Source organism: Halorientalis brevis, assembly GCF_042678165.1.
In the GTDB taxonomy this organism is placed as follows: Archaea; Halobacteriota; Halobacteria; order Halobacteriales; family Haloarculaceae; genus Halorientalis; species Halorientalis brevis.
The window spans coordinates 606,361-627,794 of the sequence record NZ_JBHUDJ010000003.1 but is presented as its reverse complement, the minus strand read 5'-3'; the positions used below and the strand labels follow the sequence as shown (position 1 = coordinate 627,794).

The following is a 21,434-nucleotide window of genomic DNA, read 5'->3' as shown; positions in this document are numbered from 1 at the left end:
GAGTAAAAGAGAGCAGAATGACAGACTCGACAGCGCCTGTCGTGTTGATCGTCGAGGACGAGCCCGACGTCGCCGAGACGTACAACCTCTGGCTCAAGGCGGACTACGAGGTTCGGATCGCCGAGAGCGGCGACGAGGGGCTCGACAAACTCGACGAAGACGTGAACGTGGTTCTCTTGGACCGGATGATGCCGGGCCTCTCTGGCGACGAGGTGTTAGCGCGCATCCGGAGCCGAGACCTGAGCTGCCGGGTTGCGATGGTCACCGCGGTCGAGCCTGACTTCGACATTCTCGAGATGGGGTTCGACGCCTATCTCAGCAAGCCGATTCGCAGTGAGGACCTCCACGACACGGTGGAAAAACTCCTCGAACGCTCGAACTACGACGACCTCCTCCAGGAGTACTACGCACTCGTGGAAAAGCAAGCGACCCTGGAGACGGCAAAGAGCGGAGCGGAACTGGCCGAGAGTGACGAATACGAACAATTACAGGGCCGGGTGTCCGAACTACAAGACGACCTCTCGCAGACGATGGGCGGTATCGAAGACGATTCGGACTTCATTACCGCGATTCAGCAGATCGGCGGAGATGACACGTAGCAACTATGTACGACCTCTCAAACGTTCTTGAAACCGAAGCGGTGTCGGAGATTCGTCCCGGGACGAGCGTACTCATCGCTGGCCCGGCGATGACTGGCAAGGAGAGCCTGGCGATGGAGATTCTCGCTGACGGGTCACGGAAGGGCGAAGGCGCGCTCGTCGTGACCACTGGCGACGACGCTGACACCGTCGTCGAGGACTACCAGGAACGCGTCTCCGGAGCGAACAACATCCAACTCGGCGTCGTCGACTGCCGTGCCGAGGGATCGAGCGGCCGCGGCGGCGATACCGAGACGCCCCCCGGGCTGTACATCCACCACGTCTCCTCACCGGGCGACCTGACCGGGATCGGGATCGGCATCACGAAGTGTCTCGAATCGCTCCACAGCAACGGTGCGACCGAGGGCCGACTCGCCCTCGTCTCGCTGTCGACGATGCTCACCTACACCGACCGCGAGACGGTGTTCAAGTTCTGTCACGTCCTGTCGTCCCGACTGGACGCCGCCGGCTACGTCGGCGTGTTCACCATCGACACCGGCGCTCACGACGAACAGACGCTCCAGGTCATCAAGCAGGCCTTCGACGGACTCATCGAAATCCGGGAGTCAGAAGGTGCTCGCCAGGCGCGCGTCCTCGGCATCACCGACAGCCCTACCACCTGGGCCACGCTGTAGTCCTGGCTGCCACCGCTACACCGGCGCTCCCGCCAGCACCAGTCTCGCCCGCTGGTCGCCCCGATTGTACAGCTGTCGAGTTTCGTCCGGGTCGATCCGGATCGCTTCTCCCTCGCCCAGCGTCACCGTCTCGTCGTCGAGATCCACGTCCACGATGCCGTCGACGACGCAGTACACTTCCTCTTGTCCGTCGGCGCTGTGGTCGTGTTCTTTGCCCTTGGCCCCCGGTTCGAGTGCCATGATCGTGAGGCCGAGTTCGTCCGTCCCGAGTGCGTCCTTCAGGAACCACATGCCGCCGTACTCGTCGTCGATGACCGAGTCGACGGTCGCTGTCGAGGCTGTTTGATAGCCCATGGCACGGATTCGGGAGCGAACGGTTTCAATTTACACGCCCGACCCCACAGAGAATAGCCGACAGATGTTTATCAGAGATCACGACGAAGGCTCTGTCTCGATGGGATCAGACAAGTGTCCGTCCTGTGGAGTGAAATACGAACGGTTGGATCAACACTGGGCCATGTCCGCAGCGTGTTCGTATCCAACGATTCCCGACGCGATCCACAAGATGCTCACGGGATTACTCATGGGTGATGGGACAGTTCACGAAGCGAAATCTGCGGCCAATCCGCGCATCGAGATCCACAACATCAATCACTTTTCTGTCGTGGATTGACAAACAGTTCGAGTGGCTATCTACCGGCGTGAAACTCCGACGAACCAGTGATGACATCTACGAAACAAACAGGGAATCGAGTTTGGAGCGATTTGCTTCGTGTGAATACAGTGTCCGCGATCAGTACGTTCTCACGACGAGACGCCACCCGGAACTCGAGAGGTACGTGAAGTGGTACGATACAGGTCAGAAACGATACCCGAGAGACCTCACCCTCTCGCCAACGATTCTCAAGCTATGGTACGTCTGTGATGGGCATCTGATCTGGGGATCTGGAGGACACGTCCGTCCACAGGTATGGGTCTCAGCGGAAAACGAAAGGGATCGGATTGCATACATTCGAGAGCTGTTCGAGCAGACACCGATTTCACCCTCTTTCCGTGATGGTCGGCTCATGCTCACCAGTGACGAGACGGAGTGGTTTTTCGAGTACATCGGCAGGCCAGTACCAGGATTCGAGTACAAGTTTGCGACAGAAAGCAAGGAACAGTACGAGAAAACGAAGGAAGCGTTTTATTGGAGGCACACGACCACCAATGCAACCTGACATGGAAGTCGAATTACTCGAGGCAACGTCCGAGCCGGAGCGGCTCATCTGCAAAGGGGCACGGAACGATTATATGGAGGAGTTCGTGGGAGATCTCTCGTTCGAGGAGATCATGACAACAGTGGAAGGGGATTCCACAGAAGAGAAGATGGAAACGCTGATCGGTCATCTGCTCGATCACGGCCACTTCGGCCCGTTCGAGCATCCCCAGGCCACCTTTGCGGTCAAGGGTATCAGTCGCTCTTGTATGGGTCAGATCACCCGTCACCGCCACGTGTCGTTCGACGTGCGTAGTATGCGGTACGTTTCCTTCGACGACGTCGATCCCGCGGACGTCCGCGAAGGTGAACTCGTCGTCACGCCGCCCTCGGCAACTGATCCGGACTGGGTGGGCCGCAACCAGAAGACCGGGAGCATCGGCGAAGACGAGGCCGAGCGCCGCGAACAGGTCTTCAATGACGCCATCGAGAACGCCGTCGAGTCCTACCAGGAACTCCTCGAACTGGGAATGCCGCCCGAGGACGCCCGCTTCGTCCTGCCGATCGGGACGGAGGTCAACATGGTCATGTCGATGAACGTCAGGATGCTCATGCACGTCGCGGACATGCGCGCCGCGGCCGACGCCCAGTGGGAGATCAGAGAGATGACAGAACGCATCCTCGATCTCGCCGAGGAGTGGTGTCCGATCACGTTCGAGTACTACGAAGAGCACATGAAAAACAGAAAGAACAGACTCGCCCCGTAACGGAGGATCGTTCTGCTCTCAAACACGTATTGGAACTGATTGTTTTCGACATCGGGCTGTGGAATCCCGGCACGGTTTCCCGCCGACGAATCACCGGAACGGACAGGTTTCGTTGGGAATCGTTCACTCGGTCAGACACAGTGTTTTTTATGCTGGCCGGCAGTTCATCTGCTACTAGATGTCTCGCCTGCTCTCGCTGGCTTTCGTTTGCGTCCTTCTGGTCGGGGCGGTCGTGATGCCTGCAGGTGTCGCGACGGCGACTGACGGTGTCCCTTCTACGAGCGACCGCTCGCCCGAAATGATGACGCCCAGTCGGTTCGCGTCCGCGACGTTCAACATTCACGTCTACGAGAACGGGTCGGCGCGGTGGTCGTTCAATTACTACACCGACTCGTTGAACGAGAGCGAGCGAACGCAGTTCAGGGACTACGCTCGGCGATTCGAATCTCAGGAACTCGACATGTGGACGAACTTCCGGGGGAGCGCCCGAGCGCTCGTCAACACGGGCGCCAACAGCACAGGCCGGAACATGTCGGCGACGGGGTTCGAACGGTCTGCCTCGCTCGAATCGGTCGGCAACCGCGGACAGGTGCGGATGTCGTTCGTGTGGCACGAATTCGCCCGAACGGAGGCCCAGCGAGTGATCGTCGGTGACGTCTTCGAAGGCGAGTTCTACATCGCGCCGAACCAGTGGCTGGTCTTCGAGACGGGGCCGGAACTGTCGTTCACTGCCGACGGAATCGATCCCGCCCCCGACGAGCACTCCGGGACGACGGTGGTCGAGAGCGACACGATCACCTGGTTCGGGGAGCAGCGATTTCCGGACAACCGCCCGCGAATCGTGTTCACTGCCGCGGAGCAATCTCGTGGCGCATCGTCACAGACGGCGACGCCGAACGTCTCGGCCAAGCAGGCAGGCGGCGACGGCTCCGTTCCGATCGTGGTGCTCGGACTCGTCATCCTCGTAGTCGGGCTCGTCGCCGGCGTCGTCTGGCGGTCGGGGCTGGTCGAGGCGGTTACCGCTGACACCGATCCGAGCGGGGACGGGGAGACACAGACGGACGCCGCTGCGAGTTCGCCCGCTGACACCGGCACGCGAGCAGTCGGGACTGAGACGGCCGACCAGGCCGCAGGCGACGAACCGGCGGTGACCGACGAGGAACTCCTTTCGGACGAAGACCGCGTGCTCCAGATGCTCGAGACGAACGGTGGCCGGATGAAACAGGCGAACATCGTCGACGAAACCGGCTGGTCGAAATCCAAGGTCAGTATGCTCCTGTCCGACATGGAAGACGACGAACTGATCAGCAAACTCCGGGTCGGCAGGGAAAACATCGTCAGCCTCGTCGGTCACGAACCCGACGCCGCAGGCTCACCGTTCGACGACGAGGACTGACCGGCGACGAACCGGGGACCGGAAACCCGTGGAAAAAATGGCGACGGGGCTACTTGCGGAACCTTACGTGTACTCGTAGTCACCGTCGTCGTCACTGTCGTACTGGAACTTGAGTTCGAGGTCCGGCAGCGTGATTTCGTCGGTTGCGAGGTACGTGGCCCGAATGTTGGCGTCCGTCATCTCGAGGCCGGGATTGCTCCCACCGTCGAGTTCGATCTGCCGGGTATCCGGCGGGTCGGACGGGGCGCGAATCGAGAACGATTCTTCGAGGGTGTCGGAATCACTCTCGCTGATTTCGAGTCCGCTGAACGTCGCCTCGTCAGCGGAGAGTTTCGGCGTCTTCAACAGCAGGCGGTCGATCGTGACCGTCCCACCGGACTCGATGACCAGCCGCGCTCTGCCGTCCACCGAATCCGAGTAGTCCGAGAGGTCGAGCGTCTTCGTCAGTCGAAGGTCCTCGATCTCGTTGTTTCGAAGCTCGACGATCGAGTGTGGGTAGTCGTCTTCGTTGCTCCCGTCAGCGAGGCCGGGATACAGGAGCAGGTCGTCGCCCTCGATGCTATCCGCCTGGATCTGGAAGCCGCCGATGCCGGCGACTGGCATGGCGAAGGCTGTTCCGGTGCTCAGAAAGAGGACACCGACGAGCGCGACGACCCCCAACGATGCGCCGGTGCTCTTAGCGAGGAGGTTTGTATCGTACATGGGTGCAGTGCTGCGATTGTCTCGTGACCGACCAACCGTCGCCCCTCCGTAGCACTCGACGTGGCTGACAGCTCCTGTCGCCACGAGACACGCTACCGCCCCCAAGAGGGTCCCTACTTCGTGTGGTTGCTCCAGCTATCGTACCCCCAAACCAACGCGTTCCTCTCTCGCAACCACCTGTGTACGTTCGTCAGTCTCTACCCAGTATATTTTCGCAACAATTTCGCGGGAATATACGCGAATCGCGGCCGTCTACTGTCCATTTACTTGCAGTCCACGATAGAGTCGCTCACGTTCGGCTGCTGCTCGCAGATTCTTGTTTCAGGCATTAGTTTGGAATTAAGGACCTGACTTCAGCTGCGGAGATCATCGGAACGACTGGTGGCAGTCTGGGAGTAACAGACTGCGGGTGCCGTGTCAGATGGTAATTCGCAGCAGGGCCGAGTCAAAGCGCAACTGTTAAACACAACTCGCGGCTACGAATGAGTGCACACGCTCCGATGGTGTAGTCCGGCCAATCATATTGCCCTCTCACGGCAATGACCAGGGTTCGAATCCCTGTCGGAGCATTCTACTACGGTCGCTTCGTTGTCGAGAGTAACCGCTCAAGGTGAACTCGAGAATGTCTGATCTGCCCGACGACTTCGACTGTACGATAACGAACTGGGAGTACATCTACGGTCTCTGTCGCGACGTCAGCGACCAGGTGAAGGCGTCCGAATTCGAACCGGACGTCGTCGTGGCACTCGCACGCGGCGGCTGGTTCGCCGGCCGGTGTCTCTGTGACTTCCTCGGACTCGACGACCTGACGAGTCTCAAGATGGAACACTACGTCGGGACGGCGGAGAAAGGAACCGAAGCGCAGGTCCGCTACCCCATGCCCGAGGGCTCCGTCGCCGACAAAGACGTCCTAATTATCGACGACATCGCCGACACCGGCGGCTCGATCAGCCGCGCCTACGAATACGTCACCGACCGCGAGGCCAACGACGTCCGCACGGCCACGCTCCAGTTACTCGACACCAGCGAGTTCGAACCCGAGTTCGTCGGGGAACACCTCGAATCGTGGACCTGGGTCGTCTACCCGTGGAACTTCATCGAGGACATGATCGAACTCGTCAGCGGCGTCATGGACCGGGCCGACCAGGAGGTGTTCGCCGAAGACGACATCCGTCACTTCCTCTCGGCGTATCACTCGGTAGACCGCATCGAGATGGAGATCGCCCAACCAGACCGGATGGACGAAATCCTCGCCGAGATGGAGCGGCGGGAGGTCGTCGTCGCCGACGACGACGGCTGGCGACTGGTCGGCGGATCGTAGGTCCCGCGACTGTCGGGGTCTCAGTCGACGGTCATAGCTGTTCGATGACCGACTGGGCGAATCGAGTGAGTTCGCGCTCGGGGTCGTCGCCGGCCGTCGAGACGAGCACGTGGTCGACGCCCATGGCATCGAGGTCGCGGAAGTATTCCACGAACCACTCGCTGCCAGCGCGGAACCCCTGATGGACGTGTTCCGGGTCGGCGGTCGGATCGTCGGCGAGTTCGGTCCGGACAGCCATCGCGTACGGTTTCGCACCGGCAACGGCTCGCCAGTCGTCGAGATACGTCTCCAGCGTCTCCCGCGGCAACTGATAGAACAGCCAGCCGTCGCCGTGCGTGCCGAGCCACTCCATCGACTGGCGTGACCGTCCGGTCGGCAGCAGTGGAATCGTCTCGGTCGTCGGTGTCGGCACGAGGTCTAAGTCGCCGTCTAGCTCTCCCCAGGAAGTGGCTAGCTCGGGGAAGTCCTCTCGCCAGACGGTCCGCATGACGTCGACGCTCTCGCGGAACAGCTCGCCGCGGTCGTCGCGGTCGACCCCGAACGCCGGGAACTCGGGATCGCGATCCCCCGTTGCGATCCCGAGCAGGAGGCGCCCGTCGGAGAGTCGATCGACGGTCGCCGCACTCTTGGCGACGTGGAGCGGGTGTCGGAGGGGAAGGACGACGCTGGCCGTCCCCAAGGCGATGTCGTCGGTGTGGGCGGCGACGTGACTCAGCCACGGCCACGTGTCGAACGTCTGTCCCGCGTCGCCGAATCGCGGCCAGTAGAGCGGCACGTCACGCGCCCAGAGCGCGTCGAAGCCGACGCGCTCGGCGTGTGCAGCGAGGTCCAGTTCCCGCTCGATCGCTGGCCGCGACTCCCGAGCCCCCGTGAGCGGAAATCCCGTTCCGAACGTGAGAGCGTCGGGGCCGAACACGCGCTGATAGCCTGCGTTCTCGTGACCGTCTGGCACAGACGTTGCTCGACGGCGGACGAGCAAGTGGGCTGTGGTTTCGGCCACTGGATCGAGATGTAAAAACGGCCAGCCGCGGGGAACTACTCCTGGAGCAACACGTCGATCGTCGCTTCGTCGACGGCCTGGGACTCGCGGCCGGCGACGTGGGTCTTCGCCAGTGCGATGGCTTTCTCGACCTCGATGTCGCCGAAGTCCTGGGAGAGGTCCGATTCGAGCAGGTCGCCGGTCCACGGCGTCTCTTCGTACGCGAGTTCGCCGCGGACGAGCGCGAGACACAGCGACACGAGGATGCTGTTCATGGCGTCCTCGATGTACTCGGGGTCGGCACCGCTGACGGACCCCAGCTCGTCGAGGTCGACCGGGGCACCACCGACCGTCGCGGCGAAGAACATCCCCCCGGCGGCCAGTTCGGACGCCGTGTATTCGAGATCGTCGTCGCGAGGTTCGTACTGTTCGAGCGCGCGGAGTCCCTCTTCACGGACGGTCTCGTCGAGGTCGAGGGACGCTGCGATCTCTTCGGCGAGCGACTCCGGACTGGACCGGGGAATCTCGACGGCGACTGTCTCGGCGAGTCTGTCGAGCCACGTGTGGAGCATCCGCACCTCGAACTCGCCAGCGGCAGCGATGTCGGCCGCCTCGACGTCGACGTCCTGGATTCGGCTGGCGGCCTGGACGGCTGCCCCGGCCATCTCGTTCGCGTCCTCGACGGAGAGCGTGTCGACGGCGTCACTGACCAGCCCACGGGCGAACACCCGGAGCGAGGCGCTCAGGTCGAGTTCCTCGGCGAGTTCGTCGACTTCGTTCTGGACGGCGTCCTCGGTCAGGTCGGGCGTCAGGTGCGACCGGTCGCCTGGCAGCCAGACGACGGTCGACCCCGCCTCTTTCTGGTCGATGTCGCCGTCGGCTGCTGCACTTTCGAGCGCGGACTGCGCCGTCGCGATCGGCACGTCGAGTTCCGCAGCGACGTGTTCCGTCGTGGGCAACTCGTCTGGGAACAGGGACTGGACGACCGCTTCGATGTCCCTGAACTCCCCGTCACCGGTCACCACAGCGTCAGCGTCGTCCCCATCGGGGATCGACTCGTCGTCGTCGGCCGCCGTGGCGTCATCCTGCTCGTCTTCAGGAGCAGCCGCCGGGTCGTCCTCGCTGTCCGCGTCCTCGGCTTCGTCGGCGCCCGCTTCGGTTTCAGTCTGCGAGTCCGACGCCTGGTCGTCTGCAGCGGTCGTCGACTCGTCCGCGTCTTCGTCGGTGGCCGCTGGGGAATCAGCCGAGCCGTCCGGTCGGGCTTTCGCGTTTGGATCGCCGCTTCCCGGGTCGCTGGGAGCTGGTTCGTTCGACTTCGGCACTCCCGTCTCCGGATGGAGGTGGTACCGATCGTCGTTCGCGAGTCGCTCCTTCCCGAGCGCGTCGCGGAGCTTCTTGCTCCGGTTCTGGACGGTGAACTGGCCCGTCCCCAGCGTGTCGCTGATGTCGCTTTCGGTGAGGTCGTCGTAGCCGTTGAGCTTGGCAGCCAGATAGAGAATGGACCCGGCGATGCCGTCCGGAGACGTTCCTTCCGCGATCATTTCGGGGTCCTGGGTGAAGACGTCGACGAGAATGCGGTTCGCGACGACGATGATCCCGTCCGGGAGACCCAGGTCGGTGCCGAACCGCTCGATGAGCGCCCGCGGCTGCGGTGGCGTCCCCTGGAAATCGAGATTCGCTGTGAGTACCCCGAACAGCGAGGTGATCTCGTCGGGGTCGAGCGGCTGATCGCTCAGCGTCTTCGACCACGTGTCGGCGATGTTCGCAACCGTGATCGGCAACCCGTCCTCGCGCGTGGTGAGCGACAGCACCGCCGCACCGATGGCCGCGTTTCGTTTGTCTTCCAGCACTGTCACGGAACGAACGCCGTCGAATCGCTCGCGCGCGCTCCGGGCAGTACTCTCCGGAATCCCCAGCGCTTCGCACACGCGCGCCAACTGCTGTTCCGTATTGTCCCGTTCGGGGGTACTCGACATACTTTTTGGTACTAGTTAGCAGCCTCTTAATACTCCCTCTGCCATCAATCGCTAGATTCGAAGCCGCAATTCGAAGGGTAGATGGGTCGTAATCCACGCATACGCATTCGTTTCGCCCATAATAGAGAGAACACAAGTCGGCGACACAGCCCAGGAGTCACACCGCAGTTTCTCACTAGACACCGAAACTGTAGGTCCAGTGTACTGGTACGTCGTCCCCATTCACGCAGGTTCTCACACGGACGGTCGCCTGGCCGCGACCACGAGTCACAGACAGGGTGGTGTGAACCTGCTCCCGTCGTGCGACGCAAACCCAAGGGAAAAACAAGCCGACAATTGACTTAACCCGAGATTCACCGAACCGCCTAGCATGGGGGACGGTAGCACAGGGTTCGCCGTCCCGCCCTCGTTCGCCGATCGGAGCAAGGTGGGGCTCGTTCTGGGTGCACTCGTCGGGGCGCTACTGTTCAGGCCTGTCGGAGGAGCGGTGGCACTCGTCGGGTGGATCATCGGCGGGGTCGTCGGAGCCGAGGTTCTGCAGGCAGAGGACGGCGGCCAGGTACGGCTTCTCTACGCCCTCGAAACGCTCTCGTTCTCGTTGCTGGTGATCCTCTCGGAATACGCGCTGTTGACCGTCCTCACCGACTGGGGCCGGATCGAAATCGAGGCGGTGATCGCCGTTGCGGGACTGGTCACGCTGGGCGTCTTCCTGTCGTGCGACGACGTCGTCACGAACGGCTACAATCTACTGATCGTCTTCGGGGTCGTGGGGCTCGTCACGCTGGCTCTCGTTCCACCCATCGTGAGTGGCGGGGGCTACGGCAACGGAACACCGACACCGACAGAGACACCGACAGCCACCCCTTCGCCGACGCCGACGCGCACGTCAGAGCCGGCGTACGAGCCGAACTGGACGTTCGCGATTCAGTTCGTCGACAACACCACCTACGAGTACTACGCCGCCCGATGGACCTACGAGTGGGTCGGAAACGTTGCCGCGTACGACACGCGCCAGGCAGCGTACGACGACAGATCGACGCTGCGCGCTGCAGACGTGTCGCGACTGACCGTCGAACAGCAACCCAACGGCACCTGGGAGATCCGCCGGGATTTCGGCGAGAACCGATCGATCGCGTCACGGTGGCAGTTCGTTCCGCGGATCGTCTCGGACACCGGGACTGCGAGCGGGATATTCGCCGACGACCTCCACATCTACGATCAGCGAGACATCGCGTCGGTCGAGATCAGAGAGCCGCTGGGAACCCATCGGTTGCCGTCCATCGCCGAGCAGGGGATTCAGAACGCAGACGACCGACAGTCCGCCACTCCGCGACGATCAGAACCCGCCCGGGACGATTCGACCTCGGCGCCGACGCAGCGACGAGTCCAGGTTCCCTGGTGGTTGTACGTCGTGTACGGCAGCCTCTTCGTCTTCGGGGGGCTGTTGCGGGCGTTCGAGCACGACCTGTCGCCGACTACTCGGTCTCGGTGACCAACACTCCCCACAGGAACAGTACCGTAACGAGACCGAAGATGACCAGCGACGCCAGCAGGAAGGTGAGCGCCAATCCGAACGGCGTGTCGATACCGTACTGGGTAGTTCTGATGACGACGTTCACCAGCAGTATCGTCGCGCCGGTGAGGAAGATGACGGAGAAGCCGCCACCGACGAGGACGATGTCCCTGACTGGAAGCCAGTGCTGCGTCTCGTCGACGTCGCGGAGTTGGCCGATCGTCATCTGGAGGACGATGCCCAGAAAGGGAAACAGCAAGGCGACGAGTTGTATCAACAGGAGCGTCATTTGCTGGAGGTCCATACCGGGAACTCCACTCGAATCCGGGAAAGACGCCCGACCGGAACCAGCACGCAGTCGGGGACTACGACGGGTCACCGCGCAACCGCTCGAAACAATCGCCCGGTCGAGTGGACGGGGAGAACCGGTGAACTAACAACTGGCGTCGCCGAACGACGGCCAAGCACATGAGAGTGGACGACTGGCCGGGCCGAGCGGAACTGACCGCTCGCTTCGAGTGACCATGTCCTGGAAAGACGAGTGGCCGGGTGTCCCCGGTGAACCGCTCGACGACGATGACGACCCGGCCGAGGACGAGTCGGGACCGTTTCGGGTCGCGCTCAAAGAGTCGGCGTGTGAGGTCTCGCCCGAGGTGGCGGCCCGACGCGAAGACGGTGGCGAGGTAGTCACGTACGAGTCGCGGCGGGCGGCCGAAGAGAAACTCCTCGAGTCGATCGACTGCCGAGCGCTCCGATTGCAGGACGCGGCGCCGAACGACCCCAACCCGGTCGACGCGTACCTGATCAAGGGGAGAGAGCTGCGGCCGGAGCCCGACGAGCGCGGGCCACCAGCCGACGGCTGGACCCACCAGCTCGACGCCCAACAAGTCGGCGCACTCGCGGAGACGCTGTTCGGCGCCTACAGTTACGATCCGCCGCCGATCGTCGACTTCGCCGCTCGCCAGTTGGAGCTCGATCCCGACGCGTTCCGCGTGGCGGTCGAACGCGCCCCGTCGCCCGTCGGCACGCCGGAATCGAAGGGCGGGAGCGGCCTCTGGCGTCCTGACTTCGAGTTCCGCGTGCGGCGAAAAACAGACCAACAGCCGTACGCGTATGACGGGCCGCTTCTCCACCGCTACGTCGCGGAAATCAAACACGGGTCGACGAGTTTCGGTCGCAACCAGCGAGACCAGATGGTCCGGCACCACGCCGAGAGCGACCCGGACACGACCGTGTTGATCGTCCGCGTCGACCTCGGAGACGTCCCACAGCACTACGACGTCACCATTCGGACTGCAGACGCGCTGGAGTAGCTGCCGCCGAGCCGTGGTGCCGTCACCTCGCCAGGTCGGTCCCGTCGAGGGCGACGAACGCGAGGTAGAGGGTCACGACCGAGACTGCGATGATAGTCGCCTCGGTCGGCGTCGTGAGCAGTCCGAGAGAAACGATGAGTGTCGTCGCACACGCGGGCGCGTGACCGGTCCCGGTGAGCCGCATCCCCCCGGTCGTCAGCGTCACGGCAGTGACCGCACTGGCCACGAGGCGAAGCTGGGCCGTCGTGAACCCCGGCTCGGTGGTCATGATCGAGGTGCCCGTCGCGAACGCGTGATACGCCGCCAGGCCGGCGACGATCCCGACGAGATGGCCACCCACGAGTTCTCGCCCGCGGATCGATCCCGGTCGCGTCGTCGCCAGCAGGTACGCGGACGGGCCGAGGCTCGGGAACACGAACGGCTGGCCGGTCGCCCAGGCGAGGGCGCCAGTCACGACGAGCAAGGACCCCGCGGTGAGACTCTCGCGAATCGGTCGCATCTGTCCGGCGATGACGGGCGGGAGGGCTTAGGCGTTCGGAAGGTCACTCGCCGCCGACGGTCGCGACCGATCGGTCGCGGTCGGGATACGACTGGGGAACGCTGAAGCCCATCCGTTCGAGGCGCTCCGTCCCCGTCACGAGTCGCTCGATCCACGACTGGCCCGCCTCGGTCAGGGCCGTGGCGCCGTAGCGGATCGGAGCCCCGCGGACTGTTTTGTCCCCCAGATCGTACGTGACCTGGCCGTACTGGTCGGCGGCCTCGGGGTCGGAGAAGTTCATCCAGGTGGGCAGCGACACTGCTGGGAGGTCGCGCTGGACGGCCATGTTCCGGTAGGCGAAGGCGGCGTCCAGTTCCCCGCCCTCCAGGACGTTCAGCAGATCCGTCTCCGGTACTGTCGTCGCGTTCGCGAGGACGCGATCAGCGTCGATATCGGTGCGGTTCGCAGCCAGTTCGAGCGCCATGACCGTGCGATAGCCCAGCGGATCGAGGTCCGGGTCCGTCCGCCCCACGCCGACGTCGGGGTCCTGGACCGCAGCTTGCCAGTCGCGCCTGATGTCGTCTGCAACGTCCGACTCCGGATTGTACGCCAGGACCAGGCTGTTCGTCGCGAACAAGGTCGCATCGGAGCTGATCCCCTCGAACAGCGTCGGATCTGCGAGCGCGACGGCGTCGGGGTCCCGGTGACCGTCGAGGATCAAACGCCTGACTGCCGCGCTCCCGTGCGCCTCCACCGTCGCGCCCGGGACCTCGTTTGCGACTGCGAGCAAACTGCCCGCGACGAGTGCGGTCGTACGGTCCTCCGTTTCGCGACCGACCTCGCCGTAGAGAGTCACGCCAGTGACGCCGGCTATCGTTGCCCCGCCGATCGTGCCGAGTAGCGCCCGTCGCGAGAGTTCCATGTCAGATGTCCAGGTTCTTTCGCAGCCTTGAAACCATTTGTGATAACTTCGTCGAGAGTGGTTCAATGGTTTTGGTTTCTCCCACGGACCAAGCGGCGACCCCGGGCACCGGGAATGGCCGTCTACCGCGTCGCTCTCTCGCCTCAGTATGCACATCAAGACGCACTGAAAAGATGAAACGGTCGCCTATTCTCGAAGCGTGGAAACGCGCCCGCGTTTATATTGGTGAGAATAGCGAATCGAAAAGTATGAATGGGAGTATCGCCCTCCTGGTTGCCACAAAGTCGGTCACCCTGTTGTTCGGTGGGACGATCACCTACCTCTCGTACAGGGCGTTTCGTCGCACGGGTTCACCGGCGTTACGTGCGCTGACCATCGGGATCGGACTGGTCACCAGCGGCGTCATCCTGGGAGGTATCCTCCACCAACTCGCTGGATTGCCGCTCGAGTTGAGTACCAGTATCCAGAGCGTGTTCACGGCCGCCGGCTTCGCCGTGCTCACCTACTCACTGTACACGAAACGACGTCCGCAGAGTCGCTCGCCGGCCCGACAACGGTATCCGAGCGACGATTGACGCGACAGACCACTCGTGGCAACCGACGACAGGCGGGGCACCGAGTCGCCCGAGACGACCGGTCGCCTGGCCGGAAGGATGTGGGACTACTTGAACAGTTCAGTGACTTCTGCACCGTGTGATCGGAGCAACTCGCGACCAGCGTCAGTGAGCGTGTAGCGGTTCGTCCGCTTGTCGATCTGTCCCCGTTCCACGAGCGACAGCTCGATCAGTTCGTCGAGGTTCGGATACAGCCGTCCGTGATTGACTTCGCTGTCGTAGCGATCTTCGAGATGTCGTTTGATCGCGAGCCCGTAGCTGTCCTCCTCACTGCCTTCCAGGCGCTGGAGAACGAGCAGAATGTCGCGCTGGAATGCACTCAGATTAGCATACTGGACGTCTTCCTTCGTATCTGCGGTGTTTTCTGTCATGCTACAGTTGGTGTGGTGGCGTCCTGTGCTGGCTGTCGGGTCGCGACCGGTCGTTCGAGCACGACGACAGCCCAACACGTCCCGTCTGCGGAGCGAGTCACCGCTGTGACCCGTGATCGAGACCGTCTCGCCGTCGTTCTCCCTCGGGGCAAACCACCTGTTCTGTCATTTTCCGTATGGAGACAGTTCGCTGTCAAATGAACGCGCTTGGTGAGTCGATCAGCGAACAGGTTTCCGATACGTCCCTAGCAACAGCCCTGTTGATTATGTATTTAATTGTTACCACCGACACTGTGTGCTCGACAAATAACTTCATCGAAGACGAAATTCACATGGAAATGAATTTCAGAGGGAAAATCAGTATAGCAAGCAATGCGCCCTTCCCTCGCCCCGTGGATGACGCCGGTAGACAGGGACATCCTGGAACTGCTCCAGAACGGGGATCGCCGAGAGTTGATCCTGACGCCCGGCGTCATCGCTGCGAACACAGACTGGAAGCGCCAGACTGTCCGTGAGCACCTGCTGCTCCTCTCGGACCACGACCTCGTGGAGTATCACGACGAACCGCGTGCCCTCTATCGGCTCTCCGAGCGAGGCCGGTCGTACCTCCGCGGTGAGATCGACGTCGAATCGCTGACGGCTGAGGACTGACCGCTCGTCTGCTGTCCGCGAGGTACGCAGGGCCTGTACCGTACTGTCGTTTCCATCCCGCAACTACCTGTACCATATATGAAACGGATTAATTCTTAACAGCCCTGGGAGAATCGCCGATGACTGTCTTCCAGATGATAGATTCGCTCCTCCGCATCCTCATCGGCGTCGTGATCAGTATCGTCGCGGCGGCGGTCCTGCTGCCGCTCACCGTCGTCATCGCGAAGTTCCTGCGCCAGGCGATCGGTAGCGAGACCGCCCGCTCCCTCTGTCAGCACGCTGGCGTGTCTGGCTGGAACTTAGAGCTCGCCGACAAGGTCGAGACTGCCATCATCGGCGGTCTCATCGGTGGCGTCGTGTTCGCGAGTCTCAGTCCCGCGATCGGACCGGCGATGTACGACCTCCACGTCCAGAGCGGGATCGTCGACAAGCCGGAGCCGTCGGTCTCGGTGCACGAGGTCAGCGGCGTGTCCGACGAGGCCATCGCCGAGAACTTCGACATCCACGAGGAGGAGAACTACTCGCTGTACGTGGTCGAACTCCGCAACGACGACAACAGAGTGCTCACGAACTACAACTTGAACGTCAGGTTCCCGGGCTGCGTCGAGGAGACCTCGCTCGGCGCGACCACGTTCGGCACTGCCGTCATCAGCAACGAGACCAAGCAAATACAGGTCGGTGAGTTCTCCAACCGGTCGGCGAACGCGACCTGCTACGGAGCGGTCCAGATCGACGAGTTCACGACCAGCAGCTCCGGACTGGTGACGTTCGTGGTCGATCACACCCCGGACGAGAACCACACGCAGCTGTACCCCGCCCCCGAGAAACCGGGGAGCGTGTCCATGGCCAGTTCGTACACCTGGGAGTACAACAGCCGCAGCTACTACGAGCCCGCCGAACTGGTCACCTACGAGACGAAAGAACACAACAGCACGGTGGTCTGATACGCGTCGGGGAGTCAGTCGTACCGCGGCATCGCCGCGGTCGTCCCGAGCGGGAGGTACCACAGTTGGTGCTCCGCAGCGAGGTCGCCGGCCCCCGGCCGCCCAGCACCCGCCGCTACCGACGCGTTCGACAGCGTCATCGCGACCGCGTAGCAGTACGCGTAATTCAGCCGGAAGAAATCCCGGACGAGCGTGGTGTCGAGGTGCGCGGTCATCGCGTCGAACACCGTCGTCCCCATCTCGCGTGCGGTCTCGCAGTCCGGTTCCGGGAAGAACTCCCGCGCGAAGAAGGCGTCGGCGTGATCGGACGCGAAGAACTCGGGGAGGACCGTCTCGATCGAGGAGGAACCACCGAGGGCGCGCTCGTCGATGCGGTCGGCCAACGGGGCGACCGACCGCGCTTCCGGTCGCTCGTCGTCGCTCGCTCGCTCCAGAAAGGCGTCGATACAACAGTCCGGGTAGCCGTGGAGTCGCCCCTGGTACTCCTCGAACTCGGAGCGGGACCCGTCGACGACCGCTTCGAGGTTCCGGTCGACGACGGTCTCCGGTGCAGGAGCCTCCCCGCCGCGGAACAGGTACACCCGAAGACCCCACTCGACCGAGCGCCCGTATCGAAGCCACTCCGGGACGACGACGGCGTCGCCGGGATACGATTCCCGGAGGAACTGGACTTCGGGGAGTTGGGCTGCCACGTCCCGAATCCGTGCCGAGGTCTCCCGCAATGGGTCGAGCTCCAGTTCGTCGACCGAGACCTGCGTCGTCTGGAGGCGCAATCGCGACTGGTGGACGCACTCGATCCGGCGCTGGCTGCGTTCGCTGTCGCCGCTGGTGGTTGCGTACGCACGTGCTGCCTGGACGACGCTCTGGAGGTAGGGCAGGTCCAGCGGGAAACTGGCACCCCGCCGATGGCCCGTGAGCACCGAGGTCGCCTCCAGGGCGATGAACGTCGGGAGGTCTGCAAGCGCTGCGCGGGGGTCCATGCAGCGAGGGTCCACGTCCAGCACCGTCAATTACTCGCCGCCCCGTGCGCCGACGGCACCCACCGATTCCGCACTCGACATGTCCCCCCGAGAGAGGTTCCAGAAGGCGCAGAGAATCTTTTTCCGGCTATTCGTGGATAGCCGGGTATGGCTATTCGGCTCCGAGACGCAGGGAGCGAACGAGCCGAGTTCTCGCCCGCACGCAGCTTCGACGAGCAGTCTCGCCGGCCTCCGACCTGGAGCCAGCGTCCGCTGGCCCCCGCTCTCCGACACCGCCGCTGGCCGTCGAACAGGCTACCGATCCATCAGCCGACGCCACACCGCTGGCCGACCAGGAGTCACGCTGGGACACCGTCGATCGCTCGCCGCTCGGAACCGACGCGACTGCGACGTCCTGGAACGCTCCGCGGAGCGTCCGCTGTCCGAACGACGGACGCGCCGCTGCACCCCGGCGTCGTCGAGTTAGCAGTGAGTGCGGGCCTCGTCGGAGCCGTGGGGCTCGCCGGGCGGATCGACCCCGACGCGTGGGCGTCACCGCGCCGGACGGTCGTCCGTCACATCGACCACGACGACTACGATCCGATCGGAACGGTCGTCCTCATCGCGCTGTATTTCGCGCTGATAACCCTCCTCTGGCTGTTCACGTACTTCGTGGAGTTCCTCGGCGGTGGACCGACTATCGGGGGGTGACAGCCGTGGAGATTCATCGCTACGAGAAGGGGTGGCTCTTCGTCGCCCTCCTGTTCATCGTGGGACTCGTCGCGACGGTCGTCTACGGCGCGGTCGTTGCGGGCGTCGACATGGTCGGCGACCGGGGCGGGGCGCTCGCAAACCCACAGGACCCCACGGAATCGCCGGACTTCCGCGACCCCGGGGTGTACTGCAACGACGATCGGTCGTCGTGTGACGTGTACGTGCTGGCTCGACGCTTCTTCTTCCAGCCCGGGACGGCCCAGCCCATTCGGGTTCCGGCGGGAAGTAACGTGACCTTCCACCTCACGAGTCCGGACGTCCTCCACGGGTTCGAAGTCGTCGGTACGAACGTCAACGTGATGGCAGTGCCCGGTCAGTCAGCGGTGTTCTCGGTCACCTTCGACGACACCGGCGAGTACGACGTCGTCTGTAACGAGTACTGTGGCTCCGGCCACCACACGATGGAGGGGCGAATCGAGGTCGTCCCGCCGTCCGAGTACGAGGAGGAGGACTGACCGTGGCGTTCGTCGACGACTATCCGGCCGAAGCGCGGGTGACGCGGGCGTGCTACGCCGTCTCTCTGACGGCGCTGGTCATCGGGGGACTCTTCGGGCTGATCCAGGCCCTGCACCGGACCGGCATCTACCGCGACCTCATCACGTCCGTGGAGTACTACACGGTCCTGACCGGCCACGGCGTCCTGCTGGCGCTCGTGTTCACGATTTTCGGCCTCTGTGCGCTCTATCACTGGGGAACCACGCGGAGTCTGGACCAGCCGGTCCGCTATCGGTGGTTCTCCTGGCTCTGGTTCGGCCTGATGCTCGTCGGGGCGGTCATGGCGACGATCGCGATCCTCGGCGGCTTGCTCTCCGAGGTAGATTTCAGCGCGGCGGTTCTCTACACGTTCTACGCGCCGCTCGAGGCGCACCCGCTGTTCTACGCGGGACTGGCGCTGTTCGTCGTGGGCACGTGGCTCGCCGGCGTCGACTGGTTCTGGCAGTACTTCGACTGGCGTGACGACAACTCCGACGCGCGCATCCCGCTCCAGACGTTCATGGTGCTGGCGACGATGATCATGTGGTACATCGCCAGCGTGAGCGTGGCGGCCGAAATCCTCGTCTTTCTGCTCCCCTGGTCGCTCGGGATCATCGACGTCGTCGACCCCCTGTTGACCCGGACGATGTTCTGGTACTTCGGCCACCCGGTCGTGTACTTCTGGCTGCTGCCGGCGTACTTCCTGTGGTACTCGGTACTTCCGAAGCTCTCGGGCGGCCGGCTGTTCAGCGACCCCCTCGCTCGCGTCGTGTTCGTCCTGTTCATCCTCCTGTCGACGCCGGTGGGCTTCCACCACCAGTTCCTCGACCCGGGCATCTCGGAGGGGTTCAAGTTCATCGCGATGACGAACACGATGTTCCTGTTACTGCCGTCGCTGTTGACCGCGTTCACCGTCATCGCGAGCATCGAGCACGGCGGCCGACAACTCGGCGGCGAGGGGTATCTCGGCTGGCTGACCGACCTGCCGTGGGGCGACGGGGCGTTCGCCGGGATGGTGCTCTCGGGCCTGATGTTCGCCGCCGGCGGCTTCTCCGGGATGGTCAACGCTGGCATGAACGTCAACTACCTGGTACACAACACGCTCTGGGTGCCGGGTCACTTTCACCTCATGGTCGGCACGGCCTCGGCGCTCACGATGATGGCCGGCAGTTACTGGCTCCTCCCCCAGGTGACGGGCAAGCGACTCCGGTTCCGCGGGGTCGCACTCGTCCAGCCGTACCTCTGGTTCGTCGGCGTCACGTTCCTCGCCAACGCCATGTTCCGGGCGGGGCTCGCGGGCGTCCCGCGCCGAACCGCCGTCGCGACCGAGTACCGGTTCGTCGAGTTTCAGCCGGTGCTGGGCGACGTCACGGAGATGCGCCTCCAGATGGGGCTCGGCGCCGTCCTGCTGTTCACCTCCCTGCTCCTCTACCTGTTCGTCGTCCTCGCGACGTGGTTCACCGGCCGCGACGGATCGATCGAGGCCGACGGGACGATCCCGCCCGCACTCTCCGGGCCGGAACACGCCCCCGAGATCCTCGACAACCTCAAGCTCTGGACAGCCCTCGCGATCGTCCTCGTCGTCCTGGCGTACGGAGCCGCAGTCTACGGGCTCGTCGCGAACGGACCACTGGTCCCGGGGCTGCCACCCGTCCAGCCCTGACCGAGTCATCGCTATGGAGCGCCGCACGCTCGTTCGAGTTCTCGTCGTCGTCGCGATCGCCATCCCCATCCTGGTCGAGGTGCTGACGTTCGCCGGGCTGATGCAGTTCCAGCTGTTCGGTGACGGCGGCGACGAACCGACCCCGGCCACGCCGCAGCCCCGTCGCGTCGCCGTGGGTGAGGAGCTACTGCCGGAGACGCCCCAGCGGGAAACGCTGACCGACGCCTCTCTCGGGACCGGTTCGGGGCAGTGGACCGTCACGTTGACAGTCCAGGTCGAAAACAACGGAACGACGCCGTACGAACTCCGCCTAGAGGAGTTGACGCTCGGTGACGGGCGAACGGTACCGGACGGGAACACGACGCGCCGACTGCAACCGGGGGAGACCGCCACGGTCACCGCTCGCTGGCGGATACCCTCGGGGACGACTCCCCACTCGGTGACGGTCAGTGCGGTGCGGTTCGACAACGACTCCGGGACGCCTCGGACGCTCACGAAGCGAGTTCACCTGGCGAAGATCCCCGTCGAGGGGGGCTGAAACCGTTCTGAGTCGACGGCCGTCGCTCGAATCGGCTAACCGTGGAACTCTTGCCAGCTGACCGAGCCTTGCTCGACGATCGTGCTGCTCTCTGGCACCTCGCCGTCCGGGGGCATGCTTTCCTCGCCGGGCCCGCCGGGTTCGTCCACGACGATTCGGCCGAGCATCCCCAGCGTCTTGTGCGGGATACAGAAGTAGTTGTACGTCCCCGGAACCTCGAAGGTGTGCTCGAAGGTCGCGCCCTGTTGACTGATGGTCTCGCTGTTCCAGGGCTCGGCGTCCTGGGGAATCTGTGTGACTGTCGCCGGTCCGGTCCCTTCCGCGTAGGCCGTCGAAGAGTGTGCACCCGACACGTTTAGCCACGTGATAGTGGTTCCAGATTCGACGAACAGGCCCATGGGATCGAAGATGTATTCGGAGCCCTCCGTGCGCATCTCGATCTGGTTTCCGCCGCCGCCACCGCCCGGACTACCGCCGCCACCGTCCGTCGGACTGCCGCCGCCGTCGCCACCGCCGTTCCCGCCACAGCCTGCCAGCCCGATCAGTGACGCGGTCCCGATACCTGTGAGGAGCTTTCGGCGACGCATGACGGTATTGTCGACGCCCAG

General features: G+C 63.5%; 25 protein-coding genes and 1 tRNA gene. 16 read left to right on the top strand and 10 right to left on the bottom strand.

Going from position 1 to position 21,434, the window contains the following annotated elements; all coding sequences use genetic code 11:
* Positions 1 to 17 precede the first annotated feature (17 nt).
* Both ACFR9U_RS10350 and ACFR9U_RS10345 read left to right on the top strand, forming a co-directional pair.
* Positions 18 to 599: a HalX domain-containing protein gene (locus ACFR9U_RS10350; protein WP_247373724.1), complete on the top strand. Its 582-nt coding sequence runs from the start codon at positions 18 to 20 to the stop codon at positions 597 to 599.
* Positions 600 to 604: 5 nt separating this feature from the next.
* Positions 605 to 1,273 carry an RAD55 family ATPase gene (locus ACFR9U_RS10345; RefSeq protein ID WP_247373726.1) on the top strand — a complete coding sequence of 223 codons (669 nt, stop codon included), beginning with the start codon at positions 605 to 607 and terminating at the stop codon, positions 1,271 to 1,273.
* 15 nt (positions 1,274 to 1,288) lie between these two features.
* Here ACFR9U_RS10345 and ACFR9U_RS10340 read toward each other — a convergent pair whose 3' ends face one another.
* Complete coding sequence (locus ACFR9U_RS10340) at positions 1,289 to 1,627, bottom strand: cupin domain-containing protein (protein ID WP_247373728.1); 339 nt, start codon at positions 1,625 to 1,627, stop codon at positions 1,289 to 1,291.
* 236 nt (positions 1,628 to 1,863) lie between these two features.
* Between ACFR9U_RS10340 and ACFR9U_RS10335 the strand changes: the two genes are divergently transcribed.
* The 3 genes from ACFR9U_RS10335 (at position 1,864) to ACFR9U_RS10325 (ending at position 4,634) form a co-directional block, all read left to right on the top strand.
* Positions 1,864 to 2,493, top strand: coding sequence for a hypothetical protein (locus ACFR9U_RS10335; protein WP_247373730.1), 630 nt, complete (start codon positions 1,864 to 1,866; stop codon positions 2,491 to 2,493).
* 1 nt (position 2,494) lies between these two features.
* Positions 2,495 to 3,238 carry an FAD-dependent thymidylate synthase gene (gene thyX, locus ACFR9U_RS10330; RefSeq protein WP_247376123.1) on the top strand — a complete coding sequence of 248 codons (744 nt, stop codon included), beginning with the start codon at positions 2,495 to 2,497 and terminating at the stop codon, positions 3,236 to 3,238.
* Positions 3,239 to 3,416: 178 nt separating this feature from the next.
* Positions 3,417 to 4,634 (top strand): helix-turn-helix transcriptional regulator, encoded by a 1,218-nt coding sequence (locus ACFR9U_RS10325; protein ID WP_247373732.1) that lies wholly within the window; start codon positions 3,417 to 3,419, stop codon positions 4,632 to 4,634.
* A 63-nt stretch (positions 4,635 to 4,697) separates the two neighbouring features.
* Here ACFR9U_RS10325 and ACFR9U_RS10320 read toward each other — a convergent pair whose 3' ends face one another.
* The gene (locus ACFR9U_RS10320) at positions 4,698 to 5,336 is read right to left on the bottom strand and encodes a DUF6230 family protein (protein WP_247373734.1); all 639 of its coding nucleotides are present in this window, start codon (positions 5,334 to 5,336) and stop codon (positions 4,698 to 4,700) included.
* 494 nt (positions 5,337 to 5,830) lie between these two features.
* Between ACFR9U_RS10320 and ACFR9U_RS10315 the strand changes: the two genes are divergently transcribed.
* Together ACFR9U_RS10315 and ACFR9U_RS10310 are read left to right on the top strand one after the other, a co-directional pair.
* Positions 5,831 to 5,905: transfer RNA gene (locus tag ACFR9U_RS10315), tRNA-Glu, on the top strand.
* A 53-nt stretch (positions 5,906 to 5,958) separates the two neighbouring features.
* Complete coding sequence (locus tag ACFR9U_RS10310; RefSeq protein WP_247373736.1) at positions 5,959 to 6,657, top strand: phosphoribosyltransferase; 699 nt, start codon at positions 5,959 to 5,961, stop codon at positions 6,655 to 6,657.
* 31 nt (positions 6,658 to 6,688) lie between these two features.
* Here the strand turns inward: ACFR9U_RS10310 and ACFR9U_RS10305 are convergent, their stop codons facing one another.
* Both ACFR9U_RS10305 and ACFR9U_RS10300 read right to left on the bottom strand, forming a co-directional pair.
* Complete coding sequence (locus tag ACFR9U_RS10305) at positions 6,689 to 7,609, bottom strand: TIGR03571 family LLM class oxidoreductase (RefSeq protein WP_247373738.1); 921 nt, start codon at positions 7,607 to 7,609, stop codon at positions 6,689 to 6,691.
* Between the two features lie 83 nt (positions 7,610 to 7,692).
* A complete protein-coding gene (locus tag ACFR9U_RS10300; protein ID WP_379814258.1) occupies positions 7,693 to 9,612 on the bottom strand; it encodes a transcription initiation factor IIB family protein in 1,920 nt (639 codons plus the stop codon).
* 370 nt (positions 9,613 to 9,982) lie between these two features.
* Here ACFR9U_RS10300 and ACFR9U_RS10295 point away from each other — a divergent pair, with 370 nt between their 5' ends.
* Positions 9,983 to 11,104, top strand: a complete 1,122-nt coding sequence (locus tag ACFR9U_RS10295) for a glycine zipper 2TM domain-containing protein (protein ID WP_247373742.1) — start codon at positions 9,983 to 9,985, stop codon at positions 11,102 to 11,104.
* On the opposite strand, the gene ACFR9U_RS10290 is transcribed toward ACFR9U_RS10295, so the two are convergent.
* Positions 11,088 to 11,429 carry a hypothetical protein gene (locus ACFR9U_RS10290; RefSeq protein WP_247373744.1) on the bottom strand — a complete coding sequence of 114 codons (342 nt, stop codon included), beginning with the start codon at positions 11,427 to 11,429 and terminating at the stop codon, positions 11,088 to 11,090. The two genes, ACFR9U_RS10295 and ACFR9U_RS10290, sit on opposite strands and share 17 nt — an antisense overlap.
* Before the next feature lie 220 nt (positions 11,430 to 11,649).
* Between ACFR9U_RS10290 and ACFR9U_RS10285 the strand changes: the two genes are divergently transcribed.
* Positions 11,650 to 12,438: a DUF8081 domain-containing protein gene (locus ACFR9U_RS10285; RefSeq protein ID WP_247373746.1), complete on the top strand. Its 789-nt coding sequence runs from the start codon at positions 11,650 to 11,652 to the stop codon at positions 12,436 to 12,438.
* A gap of 22 nt (positions 12,439 to 12,460) precedes the next feature.
* Here ACFR9U_RS10285 and ACFR9U_RS10280 read toward each other — a convergent pair whose 3' ends face one another.
* Both ACFR9U_RS10280 and ACFR9U_RS10275 read right to left on the bottom strand, forming a co-directional pair.
* On the bottom strand, positions 12,461 to 12,937 hold the full coding sequence (locus ACFR9U_RS10280) for an HPP family protein (RefSeq protein ID WP_247373748.1): 477 nt from the start codon (positions 12,935 to 12,937) through the stop codon (positions 12,461 to 12,463).
* A gap of 43 nt (positions 12,938 to 12,980) precedes the next feature.
* Positions 12,981 to 13,838 (bottom strand): extracellular solute-binding protein, encoded by an 858-nt coding sequence (locus ACFR9U_RS10275; protein ID WP_247373750.1) that lies wholly within the window; start codon positions 13,836 to 13,838, stop codon positions 12,981 to 12,983.
* A gap of 248 nt (positions 13,839 to 14,086) precedes the next feature.
* On the opposite strand from ACFR9U_RS10275, the gene ACFR9U_RS10270 reads away from it, so the two are divergent.
* Positions 14,087 to 14,413 (top strand): DUF7521 family protein, encoded by a 327-nt coding sequence (locus ACFR9U_RS10270; RefSeq protein ID WP_247373752.1) that lies wholly within the window; start codon positions 14,087 to 14,089, stop codon positions 14,411 to 14,413.
* Positions 14,414 to 14,499: 86 nt separating this feature from the next.
* Here ACFR9U_RS10270 and ACFR9U_RS10265 read toward each other — a convergent pair whose 3' ends face one another.
* A complete protein-coding gene (locus tag ACFR9U_RS10265) occupies positions 14,500 to 14,823 on the bottom strand; it encodes a PadR family transcriptional regulator (RefSeq protein WP_247373754.1) in 324 nt (107 codons plus the stop codon).
* 372 nt (positions 14,824 to 15,195) lie between these two features.
* Here ACFR9U_RS10265 and ACFR9U_RS10260 point away from each other — a divergent pair, with 372 nt between their 5' ends.
* Together ACFR9U_RS10260 and ACFR9U_RS10255 are read left to right on the top strand one after the other, a co-directional pair.
* A complete protein-coding gene (locus tag ACFR9U_RS10260; protein WP_247373757.1) occupies positions 15,196 to 15,474 on the top strand; it encodes a helix-turn-helix domain-containing protein in 279 nt (92 codons plus the stop codon).
* Between the two features lie 119 nt (positions 15,475 to 15,593).
* Positions 15,594 to 16,418 (top strand): hypothetical protein, encoded by an 825-nt coding sequence (locus ACFR9U_RS10255; RefSeq protein WP_247373759.1) that lies wholly within the window; start codon positions 15,594 to 15,596, stop codon positions 16,416 to 16,418.
* A 14-nt stretch (positions 16,419 to 16,432) separates the two neighbouring features.
* On the opposite strand, the gene ACFR9U_RS10250 is transcribed toward ACFR9U_RS10255, so the two are convergent.
* Positions 16,433 to 17,398: a hypothetical protein gene (locus tag ACFR9U_RS10250; RefSeq protein WP_247373761.1), complete on the bottom strand. Its 966-nt coding sequence runs from the start codon at positions 17,396 to 17,398 to the stop codon at positions 16,433 to 16,435.
* 510 nt (positions 17,399 to 17,908) lie between these two features.
* On the opposite strand from ACFR9U_RS10250, the gene ACFR9U_RS10245 reads away from it, so the two are divergent.
* From ACFR9U_RS10245 to ACFR9U_RS10230, 4 genes are read left to right on the top strand one after another with little or no spacing between them, the layout of a single operon-like run.
* A complete protein-coding gene (locus ACFR9U_RS10245; protein WP_345893351.1) occupies positions 17,909 to 18,088 on the top strand; it encodes a cytochrome oxidase in 180 nt (59 codons plus the stop codon).
* 5 nt (positions 18,089 to 18,093) lie between these two features.
* Positions 18,094 to 18,606: a cytochrome c oxidase subunit II gene (locus ACFR9U_RS10240; protein ID WP_247373766.1), complete on the top strand. Its 513-nt coding sequence runs from the start codon at positions 18,094 to 18,096 to the stop codon at positions 18,604 to 18,606.
* 2 nt (positions 18,607 to 18,608) lie between these two features.
* Positions 18,609 to 20,288: a b(o/a)3-type cytochrome-c oxidase subunit 1 gene (locus ACFR9U_RS10235; protein WP_247373779.1), complete on the top strand. Its 1,680-nt coding sequence runs from the start codon at positions 18,609 to 18,611 to the stop codon at positions 20,286 to 20,288.
* Positions 20,289 to 20,301: 13 nt separating this feature from the next.
* Positions 20,302 to 20,826: a hypothetical protein gene (locus ACFR9U_RS10230; protein WP_247373781.1), complete on the top strand. Its 525-nt coding sequence runs from the start codon at positions 20,302 to 20,304 to the stop codon at positions 20,824 to 20,826.
* A gap of 35 nt (positions 20,827 to 20,861) precedes the next feature.
* Here the strand turns inward: ACFR9U_RS10230 and ACFR9U_RS10225 are convergent, their stop codons facing one another.
* Positions 20,862 to 21,413, bottom strand: a complete 552-nt coding sequence (locus tag ACFR9U_RS10225; protein WP_247373783.1) for a plastocyanin/azurin family copper-binding protein — start codon at positions 21,411 to 21,413, stop codon at positions 20,862 to 20,864.
* Positions 21,414 to 21,434: the final 21 nt, after the last annotated feature.

Coding starts and splice junctions, on each gene's coding strand:
- ACFR9U_RS10350 (WP_247373724.1), top strand. CDS start 18: ATGACAGACTCGACAGCGCCTGTCGTGTTGATCGTCGAGGACGAGCCC.
- ACFR9U_RS10345 (WP_247373726.1), top strand. CDS start 605: ATGTACGACCTCTCAAACGTTCTTGAAACCGAAGCGGTGTCGGAGATT.
- ACFR9U_RS10340 (WP_247373728.1), bottom strand. CDS start 1,627: ATGGGCTATCAAACAGCCTCGACAGCGACCGTCGACTCGGTCATCGAC.
- ACFR9U_RS10335 (WP_247373730.1), top strand. CDS start 1,864: ATGGGACAGTTCACGAAGCGAAATCTGCGGCCAATCCGCGCATCGAGA.
- thyX (WP_247376123.1), top strand. CDS start 2,495: ATGGAAGTCGAATTACTCGAGGCAACGTCCGAGCCGGAGCGGCTCATC.
- ACFR9U_RS10325 (WP_247373732.1), top strand. CDS start 3,417: ATGTCTCGCCTGCTCTCGCTGGCTTTCGTTTGCGTCCTTCTGGTCGGG.
- ACFR9U_RS10320 (WP_247373734.1), bottom strand. CDS start 5,336: ATGTACGATACAAACCTCCTCGCTAAGAGCACCGGCGCATCGTTGGGG.
- ACFR9U_RS10310 (WP_247373736.1), top strand. CDS start 5,959: ATGTCTGATCTGCCCGACGACTTCGACTGTACGATAACGAACTGGGAG.
- ACFR9U_RS10300 (WP_379814258.1), bottom strand. CDS start 9,612: ATGTCGAGTACCCCCGAACGGGACAATACGGAACAGCAGTTGGCGCGC.
- ACFR9U_RS10295 (WP_247373742.1), top strand. CDS start 9,983: ATGGGGGACGGTAGCACAGGGTTCGCCGTCCCGCCCTCGTTCGCCGAT.
- ACFR9U_RS10290 (WP_247373744.1), bottom strand. CDS start 11,429: ATGGACCTCCAGCAAATGACGCTCCTGTTGATACAACTCGTCGCCTTG.
- ACFR9U_RS10285 (WP_247373746.1), top strand. CDS start 11,650: ATGTCCTGGAAAGACGAGTGGCCGGGTGTCCCCGGTGAACCGCTCGAC.
- ACFR9U_RS10280 (WP_247373748.1), bottom strand. CDS start 12,937: ATGCGACCGATTCGCGAGAGTCTCACCGCGGGGTCCTTGCTCGTCGTG.
- ACFR9U_RS10275 (WP_247373750.1), bottom strand. CDS start 13,838: ATGGAACTCTCGCGACGGGCGCTACTCGGCACGATCGGCGGGGCAACG.
- ACFR9U_RS10270 (WP_247373752.1), top strand. CDS start 14,087: ATGAATGGGAGTATCGCCCTCCTGGTTGCCACAAAGTCGGTCACCCTG.
- ACFR9U_RS10265 (WP_247373754.1), bottom strand. CDS start 14,823: ATGACAGAAAACACCGCAGATACGAAGGAAGACGTCCAGTATGCTAAT.
- ACFR9U_RS10260 (WP_247373757.1), top strand. CDS start 15,196: ATGCGCCCTTCCCTCGCCCCGTGGATGACGCCGGTAGACAGGGACATC.
- ACFR9U_RS10255 (WP_247373759.1), top strand. CDS start 15,594: ATGACTGTCTTCCAGATGATAGATTCGCTCCTCCGCATCCTCATCGGC.
- ACFR9U_RS10250 (WP_247373761.1), bottom strand. CDS start 17,398: ATGGACCCCCGCGCAGCGCTTGCAGACCTCCCGACGTTCATCGCCCTG.
- ACFR9U_RS10230 (WP_247373781.1), top strand. CDS start 20,302: ATGGAGCGCCGCACGCTCGTTCGAGTTCTCGTCGTCGTCGCGATCGCC.
- ACFR9U_RS10225 (WP_247373783.1), bottom strand. CDS start 21,413: ATGCGTCGCCGAAAGCTCCTCACAGGTATCGGGACCGCGTCACTGATC.